Annotated in this window: 11 protein-coding genes, 1 tRNA gene, 1 pseudogene and 1 riboswitch; of the genes and pseudogenes, 10 read left to right on the forward strand and 3 right to left on the reverse strand. The window is 73.7% G+C overall.

Annotated elements, in window-relative coordinates; genetic code table 11:
- The first annotated feature begins 218 nt into the window (after positions 1-218).
- Together AB2U05_RS20790 and AB2U05_RS20795 are read left to right on the forward strand one after the other, a co-directional pair.
- On the forward strand, positions 219-1691 hold the full coding sequence (locus AB2U05_RS20790; RefSeq protein WP_045695781.1) for an NAD-dependent malic enzyme: 1473 nt from the start codon (positions 219-221) through the stop codon (positions 1689-1691).
- A gap of 550 nt (positions 1692-2241) precedes the next feature.
- Complete coding sequence (locus tag AB2U05_RS20795; protein ID WP_030308200.1) at positions 2242-2523, forward strand: HU family DNA-binding protein; 282 nt, start codon at positions 2242-2244, stop codon at positions 2521-2523.
- Positions 2524-2597: 74 nt separating this feature from the next.
- On the opposite strand, the gene murA is transcribed toward AB2U05_RS20795, so the two are convergent.
- Positions 2598-3938 (reverse strand): UDP-N-acetylglucosamine 1-carboxyvinyltransferase, encoded by a 1341-nt coding sequence (gene murA, locus AB2U05_RS20800; protein ID WP_045695783.1) that lies wholly within the window; start codon positions 3936-3938, stop codon positions 2598-2600.
- A 308-nt stretch (positions 3939-4246) separates the two neighbouring features.
- Between murA and AB2U05_RS20805 the strand changes: the two genes are divergently transcribed.
- The 6 genes and pseudogenes from AB2U05_RS20805 to AB2U05_RS20830 all read left to right on the forward strand — a co-directional run bounded on the left by AB2U05_RS20805 (position 4247) and on the right by AB2U05_RS20830 (position 11596).
- Positions 4247-4831 carry a YqgE/AlgH family protein gene (locus AB2U05_RS20805; RefSeq protein ID WP_107072945.1) on the forward strand — a complete coding sequence of 195 codons (585 nt, stop codon included), beginning with the start codon at positions 4247-4249 and terminating at the stop codon, positions 4829-4831.
- 83 nt (positions 4832-4914) lie between these two features.
- Entirely contained in the window at positions 4915-5199 is a 285-nt protein-coding gene (locus AB2U05_RS20810; RefSeq protein WP_045695785.1) for a DUF3039 domain-containing protein, read from the forward strand.
- An 88-nt stretch (positions 5200-5287) separates the two neighbouring features.
- Positions 5288-6898 carry a beta-N-acetylhexosaminidase gene (locus AB2U05_RS20815; RefSeq protein WP_369183922.1) on the forward strand — a complete coding sequence of 537 codons (1611 nt, stop codon included), beginning with the start codon at positions 5288-5290 and terminating at the stop codon, positions 6896-6898.
- Between the two features lie 299 nt (positions 6899-7197).
- Entirely contained in the window at positions 7198-8064 is an 867-nt protein-coding gene (locus tag AB2U05_RS20820) for an FAD binding domain-containing protein (protein ID WP_045709074.1), read from the forward strand.
- Between the two features lie 83 nt (positions 8065-8147).
- Positions 8148-8591: pseudogene (locus AB2U05_RS20825) on the forward strand ((2Fe-2S)-binding protein); the annotation flags it as partial.
- Positions 8592-9268: 677 nt separating this feature from the next.
- Positions 9269-11596 carry a xanthine dehydrogenase family protein molybdopterin-binding subunit gene (locus tag AB2U05_RS20830; RefSeq protein WP_045695788.1) on the forward strand — a complete coding sequence of 776 codons (2328 nt, stop codon included), beginning with the start codon at positions 9269-9271 and terminating at the stop codon, positions 11594-11596.
- A gap of 84 nt (positions 11597-11680) precedes the next feature.
- On the opposite strand, the gene AB2U05_RS20835 is transcribed toward AB2U05_RS20830, so the two are convergent.
- Positions 11681-11752: transfer RNA gene (locus tag AB2U05_RS20835), tRNA-Cys, on the reverse strand.
- 119 nt (positions 11753-11871) lie between these two features.
- A riboswitch (guanidine-III (ykkC-III) riboswitch) is annotated at positions 11872-11934 on the forward strand.
- Between the two features lie 45 nt (positions 11935-11979).
- Between AB2U05_RS20835 and AB2U05_RS20840 the strand changes: the two genes are divergently transcribed.
- Positions 11980-12294, forward strand: a complete 315-nt coding sequence (locus tag AB2U05_RS20840; protein WP_045695790.1) for a multidrug efflux SMR transporter — start codon at positions 11980-11982, stop codon at positions 12292-12294.
- 90 nt (positions 12295-12384) lie between these two features.
- Entirely contained in the window at positions 12385-13824 is a 1440-nt protein-coding gene (locus AB2U05_RS20845) for an MFS transporter (protein WP_369183923.1), read from the forward strand.
- A 16-nt stretch (positions 13825-13840) separates the two neighbouring features.
- Here AB2U05_RS20845 and AB2U05_RS20850 read toward each other — a convergent pair whose 3' ends face one another.
- Positions 13841-15136 (reverse strand): lipoprotein, encoded by a 1296-nt coding sequence (locus AB2U05_RS20850; RefSeq protein WP_045695793.1) that lies wholly within the window; start codon positions 15134-15136, stop codon positions 13841-13843.
- Between the last annotated feature and the right edge of the window lie 299 nt (positions 15137-15435).

A 15435-nucleotide genomic window follows, 5' to 3' on the forward strand; every position in this document is an offset into this window, starting at 1 on the left:
GTAACGCATCGGCCCGCAGAGGCAAGGAGTCCGGCGCGTGACGCGCCCCGAGCCGGAGGGTGCGTTGTGGGATCCGCACACTCAATGAACGTTATTTCTGGCTACCCCTTGGAAGGTGCGACGATCGAGGTCTAGCATGCGCGCAGGCGATGCCTTCAACAAAATGTTGAATCTCGACGATGTTGAGCCTGCGGGACGGACGGAAGAAGGAAGCGTCGATGGCGACGGTGCCCAGTGTCTCGAACTCGATCACGGTACGGCTGGAGGTCCCGGCCCGGGGCAACGCCGTCAGTGCGATCACCACGGCCGTGGAGTCCTCCGGCGGTTCGGTGACCGGCCTCGACGTCACCGCCTCCGGCCTGGAGGCCCTGCGGATCGACGTCACGGTGGCGGCCTCCTCCGTCGCGCACGGCGAGGAGATCGTCGAGAAGCTCCGCGCGATCGACGGCGTGGCCATCGGGAAGGTCTCGGACCGCACCTTCCTGATGCACCTCGGCGGCAAGATCGAGATGTCCTCCAAGCTGCCGATCCGCAACCGCGACGACCTGTCCATGATCTACACCCCGGGCGTCGCCCGGGTCTGCATGGCGATCGCCGAGAACCCCGAGGACGCCCGCCGCCTCACCATCAAGCGCAACAGCGTCGCCGTGGTCACCGACGGCTCGGCCGTGCTGGGCCTGGGCAACATCGGCCCGGCGGCCGCGCTGCCGGTGATGGAGGGCAAGGCGGCCCTGTTCAAGCGCTTCGCCGGGATCGACGCCTGGCCGATCTGCCTGGACACCCAGGACACCGACGAGATCGTGGCCATCGTCAAGGCGATCGCCCCCGGCTTCGCGGGCATCAACCTGGAGGACATCTCCGCGCCGCGCTGCTTCGAGATCGAGGCCCGGCTGCGCGAGGCCCTGGACATCCCGGTCTTCCACGACGACCAGCACGGCACCGCGATCGTGGTGCTGGCCGCCCTCACCAACGCGCTGAAGGTGGTCGGCAAGGAGATCGGCGACATCCGGGTGGTCATGTCGGGCGCCGGCGCCGCCGGTACCGCGATCCTCAAGCTGCTGCTGGCCGCCGGCGTCGAGCACGCCACCGTGGCGGACGTGCGCGGCGTGGTCCACCAGGGCCGGGACGACCTCAACGACAGCCTGCGCTGGATCGCCGAGCACACCAACCGCTCCGGCCGCACCGGCAGCCTCAAGGAGGCCGTGGAGGGCGCCGACGTCTTCATCGGCGTCTCCGCCCCGAACGTGCTGGACGGCGACGACCTGGCCACCATGGCCGAGAACGCGATCGTCTTCGCGCTGGCCAACCCGGACCCGGAGGTCGACCCGGCCGTCGCCCGGCAGACCGCCGCCGTGGTCGCCACCGGCCGCAGCGACTTCCCGAACCAGATCAACAACGTGCTGGTCTTCCCGGGTGTCTTCCGCGGCCTGCTGGACGCCCAGAGCCGCACCGTCAACACCGAGATGATGATCGCCGCCGCCCGGGCGCTGGCCACCACCGTCGCCGACGACGAGCTGAACGCGAACTACATCATCCCGAGCGTCTTCCACAAGGACGTCGCCAAGACCGTCGCCTCCGCCGTCCGCGAGGCCGCCCTGGCCGGCGCCCAGGAGGCGCCGGTGCCCTCCCGCCCGACCCCGGGCATCGTCGGCACCCTCGACACGTCGGCCTTTCCCGTCGTCAAGCTGTGAGGGCCGTCGTCGAGCCGTGACGGCCGCCGTCAAGCTCTGACGCGCCCTCCCGGCGACGTGTCGCGGATCGGTCAAATGTCCGATTGGCGCCATACCCGCCCAAGCCCGCCCCGAACCCTTGCGACACAAGGGCGAGGGGCGTGTTTGGGCTTGTCAGTCCTAGGGCGTACGGTAGCCCTGCACGGGGCAGGCGTGTCCGACAAGTACGGAACGTCCCCCTGGTCTTCCGGCGTGTCGTCCCGACCGCCGCCCGCTCCCGGTCCGCCGGAGCCGACGGAGCGTCACACCTCCAACGGGCGGGCGATGTTCGGGTGGCTCGGCCGGGGCCCGATTGGCTTTCTCGGGGCCGGTCGGGGCAGGATTCGTTCCCAGGCAGGCGGGCGGGCCTTTCGACGGCACCGGCGCGCGGCGTACGGGTACGGACCCGGCCTGCGACCACGCATTGCCTGCATGAGCACAGTGTGCGGACCTGCGGCCCATCCGGGTGCCCCCCGGTGGGAGCACCGATGGGCCCCCGCACACCGCAAGCGAACAGACCACAGGAGTACACATGAACCGCAGTGAGCTGGTGGCCGCGCTGTCCGAGCGCGCCGAGGTGACCCGCAAGGACGCCGACGCCGTTCTGGCCGCCTTCGCCGAGATCGTCGGCGAGGTCGTCGCCAAGGGCGACGAGAAGGTCACCATCCCCGGTTTCCTGACCTTCGAGCGCACCCACCGCGCTGCCCGCACCGCCCGCAACCCGCAGACCGGCGAGCCGATCCAGATCCCCGAGGGCTACAGCGCCAAGGTCAGCGCCGGCTCCAAGCTGAAGGAAGCCGCCAAGGGCGCCTGAACCGCACCTTGAACGCCCGAGAGGCCGGGCTCCCCGCGGGGAGCCCGGCCTCTCGCCGTGTCACCGGGCGCTGATCAGGCGTCGACCAGCTGCTCGCTGGGCAGCTCGACGTGCGCGCCCAGGTCGCGCAGCTTGTCCATGAAGTTCTCGTAGCCGCGGTTGATCAGGTCGATGCCGTGCACGGTCGAGGTGCCCTCGGCCGCCAGCGCCGCGATCAGGTACGAGAAGCCGCCGCGCAGGTCCGGGATGACCAGCTCGGCGCCCATCAGCTTGGACGGGCCGGAGACGACCGCCGAGTGCAGGAAGTTGCGGGCGCCGAAGCGGCACGGGGTCGCGCCCAGGCACTCGCGGTAGAGCTGGATGTGCGCGCCCATCTGGTTCAGCGCGCCGGTGAAGCCGAGCCGCGACTCGTACACCGTCTCGTGGACGATGGACAGGCCGGTGGCCTGGGTCAGCGCGACCACCAGCGGCTGCTGCCAGTCGGTCTGGAAGCCCGGGTGCACGTCGGTCTCCAGGGCGATCGCCTTGAGCTCGCCGCCCGGGTGCCAGAAGCGGATGCCCTCGTCGTCGACCTCGAAGGCGCCGCCGACCTTCCGGAAGGTGTTGAGGAAGGTCATCATCTCCAGCTGGCGGGCGCCGCGGACGTAGATGTCGCCCTTGGTCGCCAGCGCCGCGCAGGCCCAGGAGGCCGCCTCCAGGCGGTCCGGCAGCGCCCGGTGGGTGTAGCCGTTCAGCTCGTCCACACCGGTGATCAGGATGGTGCGGTCGGTGCCCAGGGTGATGATCGCGCCCATCTTCTGCAGCACGCAGATCAGGTCGACGATCTCCGGCTCGATGGCCGCGTTGCGCAGCTCGGTGACGCCCTCCGCGAGGACGGCGGTGAGCAGCACCTGCTCGGTCGCGCCGACCGAGGGGTAGGGCAGCTCGATCTTGGTGCCGCGCAGCCGCTGCGGGGCGACCAGGTAGGTGCCCTGCGGGTGCTTCTCGATGGTGGCGCCGAACTGGCGCAGCACCTCGAAGTGGAAGTCGACCGGGCGGCCGCCGATGTCGCAGCCGCCCAGGCCCGGGATGAAGGCGTGGCCGAGGCGGTGCAGCAGCGGGCCGCAGAACAGGATCGGGATCCGCGAGGAGCCGGCGTGCGCGTCGATGTCGGCGACGTTGGCGCTCTCGACGTGCGAGGGGTCGAGGATCAGCTCGCCGTCCTCGTCACCGGTGCGCACGGTCACGCCGTGCAGCTGGAGCAGTCCGCGGACCACCTTGACGTCGCGGATGTCCGGGACGTTGCGCAGTCTGCTGGGGCCCTGCCCGAGGAGGGCGGCGACCATGGCCTTGGGGACCAGGTTCTTCGCACCGCGGACGCGGATCTCGCCTTCGAGCGGGTTTCCGCCGTGGACCAGCAGGACGTCGTCGGTCATCGTTCTCGCAATCCGGGGTGCCAGAGGAGTGGGACGGGCTCTGGAGCAGAGCCGCTGGTGGACCGGTGGTACGGCCGTACGGGCGCGTTCGGGCCCCCGGCGAAACCGAGTCGGCACCGTAGAAGGGCGTCCACCATCCGTAGATGGTAGTAGGCGTCTGGACGGTTCCCGTGAGCCTCTCCCGTGATGGTGCTCTCTCCGGGGCTCCTCCCGCCCGCCGGTACGGCCGTACGGGTGTTCGTTCGGCGTGGCGCGGTTTCGACCGTTTCGGTGTCCGACCGGCGCCGTTCTGCGGGATCATGTGTGGCATGACGGCGGCCCATTCGCACGCAGGCCGGTCACACACCGGCCGTCTGCTCGTCGCGACGCCCGTGCTCACCGATCCGAACTTCGCGCGGTCGGTGGTGCTGCTCCTCGACCACGACGTCGAGGGGGCGCTCGGTGTGGTCCTCAACCGGCCGACACCGGTCGAGGTCGGCAGTGTGCTGGACGGCTGGGGCAGACTCGTCGGCCGGCCCGCCGTGGTGTTCCAGGGCGGGCCGGTGGCGCTGGACTCGGCCCTCGGCCTCGCGGTGGCGCCGGGGGAGCCGGGCACCGGCGAGCCGCTCGGCTGGCGGCGGGTGCACGGGGCGATCGGCCTGGTCGACCTGGAGGCGCCGCCCGAGGTGCTGGCCGGGGAGCTGGGGGCGCTGCGGATCTTCGCCGGGTACGCCGGCTGGTCGCCCGGCCAGCTGGAGGCGGAGCTGGAGAGCGGCGCCTGGTACCTGGTGGACTGCGAGCCCGGGGACATCTCCAGCCCCGAGCCGGAGCGGCTGTGGCGCGCGGTGCTGCGCCGCCAGCGCGGCCCGCTGGCACTGTTCGCGACCTACCCGGACGACCCGACGCTGAACTGAACCCACGCCCCGGAGGCGAGTGGGCGGGGCGCGGTCGCGCGACACTGGCCGGGTTTCCGGGGGCGCCCATAGACTTGGCACCTATGAGCACTCTTGAGCCCGAGCGCGGCCTCGGCACCGGCACCCTGGTCGAGCCCGTCCCGCAGGTGTCCCACGGGGACGGCGACCACGAGCGCTTCGCGCACTACGTCCAGAAGGACAAGATCATGGAGAGCGCGCTCTCCGGATCGCCCGTGGTGGCGCTCTGCGGCAAGGTGTGGGTGCCCGGGCGCGACCCGAAGAAGTACCCGGTCTGCCCGATGTGCAAGGAGATCTACGACGGCATCGGCAAGCCGCAGGGCGGCGACGGCGAGGGCGGCGGCAAGTAGTCCGCGCGCGCCGGAACGGCGTTTTGCATAGCACCGCGTTTCCGCGGTGGTCTATGCCACTCGCGCCGGGCGTGGGCAGGATGACGGGATGGACCTCATCCCCGCACCGTCGAGTGCCGTCCGCCGTCCGGGCGAGGACTTCCCGCTGGACGCCGCCACCACGCTGACCGCGCCGCCCGGGCTGGCCGACGCCGAGCGGTGGCTGCGCGGCACGCTCGGCGCCGCCACCGGGCTGCCGCTCGGCCCGGGCCGGCCGGGCACGGGCATCGAGCTGGTCGAGGACGACGCGCTGGCCGCCGAGGCGTACCGGATCACGGTGCGCCCCGGCCACGCGCTGCTCGCCGCGGGCGGCCCGGCCGGCGCGCTGTGGGGCGCGCAGACCCTGCGGCGGCTGCTCGGCCCGGACGCCCACCGGCGCTCCCCGCTGCGCCGCGAGGGCTGGGTGCTGCCCGGCGTCGACCTCGCGGACGCCCCCCGGTTCGGCTGGCGCGGCGTGCTGCTCGACGTCGCCCGGCACTTCCTGCCCACGTCCGACGTGCTGCGCTTCGTCGACCTGCTGGCCGTGCACAAGCTCAACGTGCTGCACCTGCACCTGACCGACGACCAGGGCTGGCGGGTGGAGATCAAGCGCTACCCGAGGCTGACCGGGCGCGGCGCCTGGCGGGAGCGCTCGATGGTCGGCTACCGGGCCGGCGGGCGCCGCGACGACCGCCCGCACGGCGGCTACTACACCCAGGACGACCTGCGCGAGATCGTCGCCTACGCGGCCGCGCGCGGGATCACCGTCGTCCCGGAGATCGACCTGCCCGGCCACACCCAGGCCGCCGTCGCCGCCTACCCCGAGCTGGGCAACACCGACGTGGTGGACACCGCGGCGCTCGGCGTCTGGACGGACTGGGGGGTGAGCCACCACGTCCTCAACGCCTCCGAGGAGACCCTGCGCTTCTTCGAGGGGGTGCTGGAGGAGGTGCTGGAGCTGTTCCCGTCCGAGTTCATCCACCTGGGCGGCGACGAGTGCCCCAAGGAGCAGTGGAAGGACAGCCCCGCCGCCCAGGCGCGCATCCGCGAGCTCGGCCTGGCCAACGAGGACGAGCTGCAGAGCCACCTGATCCGGCACTTCGACCGCTGGCTGGCCGCGCGCGGCCGCCGGCTGATCGGCTGGGACGAGATCCTGGAAGGCGGCCTGGCCCCCGGCGCGGCGGTGTCGTCCTGGCGCGGGTTCGGCGGCGGGATCGCGGCCGCGAGGGCCGGGCACGACGTGGTGATGTGCCCCGAGCAGCACGTCTACCTCGACCACCGGCAGGCGGACGGGCCGGACGAGCCGATCCCGGTCGGCTTCGTGCGCACGCTGGAGGACGTCTACCGCTTCGAGCCGGTGCCGCGGGAGCTGGACGAGGCCGCCGCCCGGCACGTCATCGGCACCCAGGCGAACCTGTGGAGCGAGTTCATGGACAGCGCCCGGGACGTCGACTACCGGGCCTTCCCCCGGCTGGTCGCCTTCGCCGAGGTCGCCTGGTCCGCCCTGCCCGCCGAGCCGGCCGAGCGCGACTTCGCCGATTTCGAGCGGCGGCTGCGGGGGCACCTGGAGGTGCTGGACGCGCTCGGCGTCGAGTACCGCCCGGCGGACGGCCCGCATCCCTGGCAGCGGTGGCCGGGAGTGGCCGGCCGGCCGATCGAGGGGCTGCCGCCGCAGCGGTGATCACACGGTTCGGGAACTAATGAGCGATCATCTGACGTCAAGAACAGATGAACATCTGCCCTGGCCCGGTCCGGGTCGGGGCAGATACCGCCCGGTATCCGTCCCAATCGGGCAGTCCCGTTCACCCGCCCCGAAATGATCATCGAGCATTGTGTGCCAGAGTTGCCCAACCCGGCCCGATCGCCCGTACCCTACGGGCCAGGCCGGGCTGCTGACGCGGACAGTGCGGCCCCGGCCGCGGGCGGCAGGCGATCGATGAGCAAGTGGAGCACGGTGGGACCCAGGTGAACCGGACGATCATGCTGCCGGCCTCCCTCGACGAGGCCGTCGACGCGCTGGCCGCCGCCCCGGCCGCGGTACCGGTGGCCGGAGCCACCGACCTGATGGAGGCCGTCAACGCCGGACGGCTGCGCCCCGCCGCCCTGCTCGGCCTCGGCCGGATCACCGAACTGCGCGGCTGGCGCTACGAGGACGGCGGCACCGCCGTCCTCGGCGCCGGACTCACCCACGCCCGGATGGACCGCCCCGACTTCGCCGCGCTCATCCCCGCGCTCGCCGACGCCGCCCGCACCGCCGGACCGCCGCAGGTCCGCAACGTCGGCACCCTCGGCGGCAACATCGTCACCGCCGCCCCGGCCGGCGACACCCTCCCGGTGCTCTCCGCGCTGGAGGCCACCGTCACCCTCGCCCGGGCCGGCGCCACCCGCGAGGTGCCGGTCGGCCACCTGCTCACCGGCCTCGACCCGGTGCGCCCCGGCGAACTGCTCACCTGGGTGCGCGTCCCGCTGCTCCACGCGCCGCAGGTCTTCCTCAAGGCCACCGGCCGCAGCGGCCCGGCCCGCGCCGCCGCCTCCGTCGCGCTGGTCCTCGACCCGGCCCGGCGCGCCGTGCGCTGCGCGGTCGGCGCCGTCGCCCCGGTGCCGCTGCGCCCGCTGGAGGCCGAGGCCTGGGTGGCCGGCTGCATCGACTGGGACGGCAGCCGGGAGATCGACCCGGCCGCCACCGCCGCGTTCGGCGAGTACGTGGCCGCCGCCTGCGTCCCCGAGGACTACGGCGCCGAGGGTGCCTGGGAGGCCGTCACCGAGGGGCCGACCGCGGCGGCCGTTCGACTGCGGCGTACCGTAGCGGTGCTGGCCCGCCGGGCACTGGGAAGGGCGCTGAAGTGAGCACAGACCCCATCGAGAGCCTCGACGCCGACCCGCTCGGCCTCGCCGCCCCGCAGGTCAGCCGCGAGCTGCGCCCGTGCACCTCGTACACGCTCCGGGTCAACGGCTTCGAACGGCCCGTCACCGACGCCTGGATCGGCGAGAGCCTGCTCTACGTGCTGCGCGAGCGGCTCGGCCTGGCCGGCGCCAAGGACGGCTGCGAGCAGGGCGAGTGCGGCGCCTGCTCGGTGCAGGTGGACGGCCAGCTGGTGGCCGGCTGCCTGGTGCCCGCCGCGCTCGCCGCCGACTGCGAGATCAACACCGTCGAGGGCCTGTCGGCCGGCGGCAGCGCGAGCGACGTCCAGCAGGCGCTGGCCGCCTCCGGCGCCGTCCAGTGCGGCTACTGCGCGCCCGGCATGGCGATGGCCGTGCACGACCTGCTGCAGCGCAACCACCGGCCCACCGAGGTCGAGGCCCGGCAGGCGCTGTGCGGCAACCTCTGCCGCTGCACCGGCTACCGCGGCGTGCTGGCCGCCGTCCAGACCGTCGCGGACGCCCGCGCCCTGGAGGCGGAGGAGGCGGAGGCCGCCGCCCTCGCCGAGGAGGAGGCCGCCGCCGCTGCCGCCTCCGGTGCGCAGCCCGTGGAACCGCAGGCCGTCGAACCGCAGGCCGTCGAACCGGGGCCGGCCGCCGAGGCCGCCGCCGTCGAGCCGCCGGTCTACGCCGACGCCGAGGCCTGGATCGAGCACGTCCCCCACCCGGCCGTCGAGCAGCCGCCGGTCGAGCACGGCGCCGGCGCCGGGTACGCCGACCCCTCGGGCGGCTACGACACCGGCGTCTACGACACCTCCGTCCTGACGGGCGCCCAGCCCGGCATCCCCGCCCAGGCCGCCGACGACCAGGTCTACCACCAGCCGCAGGGCTACCCCGGGCAGCACTACCAGACCACCCCCGCCCACGGCACCTACGTGCCGGCCGGCTACCCGGACGGCTACCCGCAGCCCGGCGGCTACGACGCCGGGTACGACGCCCCGGTCTACGAGCCCACCCCCGCGCACGGCACCCCGCTGCCGAACGCCGCCTTCGACGGCACGCCCCCGCACGGCACCCCGTACCCGGACCCGCACCCGCACGGCATCCCGGCCGCCGGCGCCACCGCGGACGGCCTCCCGTACGGCGCCACCCCCGCCCACGGCATCCGGCTCCCCGAGGACGACCACGCATCATGACGTCGCCTACCGACATCGGCGCAGCACTCCAGCAGGACGGCGGCGCGGGCGGCACGCCGGAGCCCGTCGGCCTGGGCAGCTCCCCGCTGCGCAGCGACGCGCTGCCCAAGGCGCTCGGCATCTACCCGTACGCGGCCGACCTGTGGGCCGAGGGGCTGCTGTGGGGCGCCGTGCTGCGCTCGCCGCACCCGCACGCCCGGATCCGCGGCATCGACACCTCGGCCGCGCTGGCGCTGCCCGGCGTGCACGCCGTGGTCACCGCCGCCGACCTGCCGCCCGGCCCGGACGGCACCCCGGACGGCGCGCCGTCCGGCCCGATCGTCGCCGACCGGCCGGTCCTGGCGGTCGGCGTGGTGCGCCACCACGGCGAGCCGGTCGCGGCGGTGGCCGCCGACCACCCGGACACCGCCCGGCTGGCGGTCGGCCTGATCACGGTCGACTACGAGCCGCTGGAGGCCGTCACCGACCCGGAGCAGGCCTTCACCGCCCCGGCGCTGCACCCGGACGGCAACCTGTTCCGCCACCTGCCGCTGCGCACCGGGGACCCGGACGCGGTCGGCGAGGTCGTCGTCGAGGGCCTGTACCAGGTCGGCCGGCAGGACCCGGCGCCGCTCGGCGCCGAGGCCGGGCTGGCCGTTCCCCGCCCGGACGGCGGCGTCGAGCTGCACCTGTCCTCCACCGACCCGCACGGCGACCGCGACCGCACCGCCGCCTGCCTCGGGCTGGAGCCGGACCGGGTCCGGCTGGTGGCCACCGGCGTGCCCGGTGCCACCACCGACCGCGAGGACCTGTCCTTCCAGGTCACCCTGGCGCTGCTGGCGCTGCGCACCGGCCGCCCGGTGAAGATGACCCTCACCCGCGAGGAGTCCTTCCACACCCACACCTCGCGCCACCCCGCGCTGCTGCGCTACCGCCACCACGCCGACGCCGAGGGCGTGCTGGTGAAGGTCGAGGCGCAGATCCTGCTGGACGGCGGCGCCTACGCGGACGTCTCCGCCGAGGCGCTGGCCTCCGCGACGGCCTTCTCGGTCGGCCCGTACAACTGCCCGAACGTCTTCGTGGACGCCTGGGCGGTGCGCACCAACAACCCGCCGGCCGGGCGGATGCGCGGCGAGGGCGCGCTGCAGGCCTGCTTCGCGTACGAGGCGCAGCTGGACCAGCTGGCGGCCAGGGTCGGCGTGGACCCGGTGGAGATCCGCCGGCGCAACGCGATGGCCACCGGCGACCCGCTGCCCACCGGGCAGGCCGTCACCTGCCCGGCGCCGGTGAAGGCGCTGCTGGACGCGGTGGCGGCCGAGCCGCTGCCGGCCCTGCCGGTGGACGATCCGGACGCCGAGTGGCTGCTGCCCGGCGGGCCCGGCGGCGCCGGGGACCCGGCGGCGGTGCGGCGCGGCATCGGCTACGCGGTCGGCATGGTGCACATGCTCGGCGCCGAGGGCGAGGACGAGGTGTCCACCGCCACGGTGCGGGTCAGCGGCGACCACGCCACGGTGATCTGCGCGGCGGTCGACGCGGGGCAGGGCTTCGCCACGCTGGCCCGGCAGATCGTGCAGACCGTGCTGGGCGTCAGCGAGGTCTACATCGCACCGGCCGACAGCGACCAGTCGGTCGCCGGCCCGTCCGGCCGGGGCCGGCACACCTGGGTCTCCGGCGGGGCGATCGAGCGGGCCGCGCTGATGGTCCGCCACCAGCTGCTGCAGCCGATCGCGGCCAACTTCGGGATGTCGGTGGAGCTGCTGCAGATCGCCGACGGCAAGATCACCTCCTACGACGGGGTGCTCGGCATGCCGGTCGCCGAGGCGCTGGAGGGCAAGGAGCTGTGGGCCACCGCGCAGTGCCGCCCGCACCCGACCGAGCCGCTGGACGACGCCGGGCAGGGCGACGCCTTCGTGTCCATCTCGTTCTGCGCGATGCGCGCGGTGGTGGACGTGGACATCGAGCTGGGCGCCGTCCGGGTGGTCGAGATGGCCGTGGCCCAGGACGTCGGCCGGGCGTTGAACCCCCGGCAGATCGAGGACCGGATCGAGGCGGGCGTGGCGCAGGGCGTGGGCCTGGCGCTGCTGGAGGACCTGCGGACGGCGGGCGGCGTGCTGCTGAACCCCTCGCTGACGGGGTACCGGCTGCCGACCGCGCTGGACACCCCGGAGGTGCGGATCGCCGCGCTGCTGGAGGAGCGGGACGTGGTGGCCACCTTCGGCGCCAAGGCGGTCAGCGCGGTGCCCGCGGTGGTCGCGCCGGCGGCCGTCGCCGCCGCCGTCCGGGCCGCCACCGGGCTGCCGGTCGGCCGGCTGCCGATCCGGCCGGAGGACGCCGTCACGGCCTGACGGGAAGAGCGGGAAGAGCGGGAAGAGCGGGAAAACGGAATTCGCCGGTCGGCTGGGAAAGCCGACCGGCGAATTCCTTTTGCGAGGCCATGGCGGGAATCGAACCCGCGTGCACCGCTTTGCAGGCGGTCCCCTCAACCACTCGGGCACACGGCCAGTGCATTAAGAATGGCGCACCGCCGGAACGGGGTCAATGACCCTCTGTGAATTCCGTATTGCGCTGTGTGAATTCCTTTCGAGGCGATGTGCTACGGTCGGGGACAGGTGGCCGACTCCCCTTGGCGGGCCGGCCGCCCCGGACGAGCGCGTCGTACCCGGTGACGACAAGACGGCGCAGTTCAGCGGCAATCCGGCCGCTGTGGACTGCGGAGGTACGGCTCGTCATGGCCTGGCTCGTTCTGATCGTCTCGGGTCTCCTGGAGACCGTCTGGGCGGTGGCCCTGGAATCGTCCAAGGGCTTCTCCCGCCTCGTTCCCAGCGCCGTCTTCGGCGTCGCCCTGCTGCTGAGCATGGGCGGGCTGGCGTACGCGATGCGCACCATTCCGATCGGCACCGGATACGCGGTCTGGGTGGGCATCGGCGCGGTCGGCACCGCGCTCTACGGGATGGCCGTCCTGGGGGACGCGGTGACCGCGGCCCGGATCGGCTGCCTGCTGCTGATCGTCTCCGGCGTGGTGGGGCTCAAGGTGCTGCACTGAGCCCCGGCCCGGGTCCTACGCCCAGGGACCTAGGAGATCACCGACTCCGGTCAGGAGTCATCGGCGTGATCGGCTCTTACCATGGCATCCATGACCACTGCCTCCCCCACCTCGGTCGACTCCGCCCCGACAGCCTCCGCGACCGACCCCGGCGGCGGGGTGCTCAGCGGGCGCTACCGGGCGCTGACACTGGGGATCGTCTCGGTCGTCCTGGTGATCGCCTTCGAGGCGACCGCCGTCAACACCGCGATGCCGATCGCGGCCCGGCAGCTGGACGGCCTCGGGCTGTACGCCTTCGCCTTCTCCGGCTACTTCACCACCACGCTGTTCGCGCTGGTCGTCTCCGGCCAGTGGTGCGACCGGCGCGGGCCGCTGCAGCCGCTGTTGACCGGCATCACGGTGTTCGGCGCGGGCCTGGTGGTGGCCGGGACGGCGCCCGGCATGTGGGTGTTCGTGGCCGGGCGGGCGATCCAGGGCCTGGGCGGCGGGCTGGTGATCGTCGCGCTGTACGTGGTGGTCGGCCGGGCCTACCCGGAGCGGCTGCGCCCGGCCGTCTTCGCGGCCTTCTCCTCGGCCTGGGTGCTGCCCTCGATCGTCGGCCCGCTGGTCGCCGGCGCCGTCACCCAGCACCTGGGCTGGCGCTGGGTGTTCCTGGCGGTGCCGGCGCTGATCCTGCTGCCGCTGGCCGTCATGGGCCCGGCGCTGGCCCGTTCGGAGCGCGAGCACCCGGTGCTCAAGGGCGCGGACTTCGACCGCCGACGCACCCTGCTGGCCGCGATGGCGGCGCTCGGCGCCGGCCTGCTGCAGTACGCGGGCCAGCGGCTCGACCCGATCGGGCTGGTCCCGGGCCTGGCCGGGGTGGCGCTGCTGGCGCCGGCCGTCCTGGGGCTGCTGCCGAAGCGGACGCTGCGGGCCGGGCGCGGGCTGCCCGCGGTGATCCTGCTGCGCGGGGTGGCGGCCGGGGCGTTCTTCGCGGCCGAGGCGTTCATCCCGCTGATGATGGTCACCCAGCGGGGCCTGTCGCCGACGCTGGCCGGGCTCACCCTGACCAGCGGCGGGCTCTCCTGGGCGCTGGGCTCCTGGCTGCAGGGGCGGCCGGGGGCCGAGCGGTACCGGACCGTGATGATCCGGGGCGGCTTCCTGGCGACCGGGGTGGCGATAGCCGGCGCCGCCCTGGTGCTCGTCCCGGCGGTGCCGGCCTGGGCGGCCGCGGTGGCGTGGGGCGTCGGCGGGATCGGGATGGGGCTGACGGTGGCGAGCGTCAGCGTGCTGATGATGAAGCTCTCCGCGCCGGAGGACGCCGGGGCCAACTCGGCCGCGCTGCAGATGAGCGACGCGCTGGGCAACGTGCTGCTGACCGGCCTCGCCGGGGTGCTGTTCGCGGCGCTGGGCGGGGGTTCGCTCGCGGCCGGCCAGGAGGGCGCCGAAGCCGCCGGCTCGGCCGGCGCCTTCGCGGTGATCCTGCTGACCATGTCCGGGGTCGCGCTGATCGGGGCCCTGCTCTCCGGCCGGGTCCGGGCGCGGACCTGACGGCCGGGCCCGGCCGTCAGCCGGCGGTGGCGCTCGCGGTGGCCGCCGGTGCCGCCGCCGGGGTGCCGAGGAAGGCCTCCCAGCCGCCGGTCGGGGACTGGCCGGGGGCGAGGCCCTGCAGCTTGCGCAGCACCGCCGGGTCCTGGGCGTCCAGCCAGTCCACCAGCTGGCGGAAGGAGACCAGCCGGACCTCGGGCTTGCCCGCGATCGCCTTGATCACGTCCTCGACGGCGTTCATGTAGATGCCGCCGTTCCACTCCTCGAAGTGGTTGCCGATGACGTAGGGCGCCCGGTTGCTGTTGTAGGTGCGGTCGAAGCCCATCAGGTAGGAGTCCCGGGCCTGGGTCTGGAAGCCCGGGTGGAGGGCCGGGTCGGCCTTGGTGTTCGGGCCGCACTGGTTGTACATGATGTTGTAGTCCATCGACAGCACCTGGAAGGTGTGCCCGGGGAAGGGGATGGACTGCAGCGGGAGGTCCCAGAGCGCGCCGCCCTGGATCTTCTGCGGCCACACCTGGGTGCCGTTGCCGCTGCTGTCGTAGCGCCAGCCGCGCTTGACCGCGGTGGGAAGCAGGTTGCGCTGGCCCTCCAGGCAGGGGGTGCGGCTGCCGATCAGCTCCTTGCGGTAGTCGAAGGGCAGCGGCGGCAGGTCGGTGAACCCGGTGTTGGTGCGCCAGTTCATCACGAAGTCCATCGCCTGCTGGATCTCGCTGTCCCACTCCTCCGGGGACCACTTGCCGACGCCGGTGCTGCCGCAGAAGTGGCCGTTGAAGTGGGTGCCGATCTCGTGGCCCTCCAGCCAGGCCGCGTGCACGTTCTCCAGGGTGTCGCGGATGTGCTGGTCGCTCAGGTAGCCGATGTCGGAGGCGCCGACCTTGTGCTGCGGCGGGCGGTACAGGTCCTTCTTGGACTCGGGCAGCAGGTAGAGGCCGCTGAGGAAGAAGGTCATCTTCGCGTCGTGCTCCTGCGCCAGCTTGCGGAAGCGGGCGAACAGGCCGTTGTCGAGTTCGCCGGCGCCGTCCCAGGAGAAGACCACGAACTGCGGCGGGCGCTGGCCGGGCTGGAGCCGGTCGGGGACGGGCTGGTGCGGCTGGGCGCCGGTGTCGGCGGTGGAGCCGTCGCCGATCAGGACGGTCTGCGGCTGCGGCACCGGGGCCGGGGTGGTGGTCTGCTCGGCGGCCGCGGCGGTGGCCGGGGCGGCGCTCCCCGCGGCGTGCTCCCCGCCGTTGCCGCCGTCCCTGCCGCAGCCGGCCGCCAGGGTGGCGGCCGTCGCCGCGCCGGCGGCCAGCAGGGTGCGGCGCGAGAGTGCGTCCATGGTCACTCCGTTCATGAGGCGTTCGGCAGGCGTGCGGGCGTGCGAAGGTCCGGTCGGACAAGTGGGGTGATAGAACCCGTGACCGGGTCAGCATGGCACGCGGGCGGCGGCGGCGGTCGCGGCTCGTCGGCCGTTCGGATTCGATCGCTCGATTGACGCAACCGATCGGGCCGACAGGCCGTCGATGCTCGTGCGGGGTCGCTCCTGCGCGGGTCCGGCGCCGGTCGGGGGCCTCACCCTGCGCTCGTGGGCTTCCACGCACCGTGTCCGCGGGGGCCCGGCCCCTGCCGATCGGGGGG

This window comes from Streptomyces sp. Y1 (assembly GCF_041053115.1).
GTDB lineage: Bacteria > Actinomycetota > Actinomycetes > Streptomycetales > Streptomycetaceae > Kitasatospora > Kitasatospora rubellomurina.

Excerpts from the sequence above, each read along its gene's own strand:
- AB2U05_RS20790 (WP_045695781.1), top strand. The coding sequence starts at position 219 with ATGGCGACGGTGCCCAGTGTCTCGAACTCGATCACGGTACGGCTGGAG.
- AB2U05_RS20795 (WP_030308200.1), top strand. The coding sequence starts at position 2,242 with ATGAACCGCAGTGAGCTGGTGGCCGCGCTGTCCGAGCGCGCCGAGGTG.
- murA (WP_045695783.1), bottom strand. The coding sequence starts at position 3,938 with ATGACCGACGACGTCCTGCTGGTCCACGGCGGAAACCCGCTCGAAGGC.
- AB2U05_RS20805 (WP_107072945.1), top strand. The coding sequence starts at position 4,247 with ATGACGGCGGCCCATTCGCACGCAGGCCGGTCACACACCGGCCGTCTG.
- AB2U05_RS20810 (WP_045695785.1), top strand. The coding sequence starts at position 4,915 with ATGAGCACTCTTGAGCCCGAGCGCGGCCTCGGCACCGGCACCCTGGTC.
- AB2U05_RS20815 (WP_369183922.1), top strand. The coding sequence starts at position 5,288 with ATGGACCTCATCCCCGCACCGTCGAGTGCCGTCCGCCGTCCGGGCGAG.
- AB2U05_RS20820 (WP_045709074.1), top strand. The coding sequence starts at position 7,198 with ATGCTGCCGGCCTCCCTCGACGAGGCCGTCGACGCGCTGGCCGCCGCC.
- AB2U05_RS20830 (WP_045695788.1), top strand. The coding sequence starts at position 9,269 with ATGACGTCGCCTACCGACATCGGCGCAGCACTCCAGCAGGACGGCGGC.
- AB2U05_RS20840 (WP_045695790.1), top strand. The coding sequence starts at position 11,980 with ATGGCCTGGCTCGTTCTGATCGTCTCGGGTCTCCTGGAGACCGTCTGG.
- AB2U05_RS20845 (WP_369183923.1), top strand. The coding sequence starts at position 12,385 with ATGACCACTGCCTCCCCCACCTCGGTCGACTCCGCCCCGACAGCCTCC.
- AB2U05_RS20850 (WP_045695793.1), bottom strand. The coding sequence starts at position 15,136 with ATGGACGCACTCTCGCGCCGCACCCTGCTGGCCGCCGGCGCGGCGACG.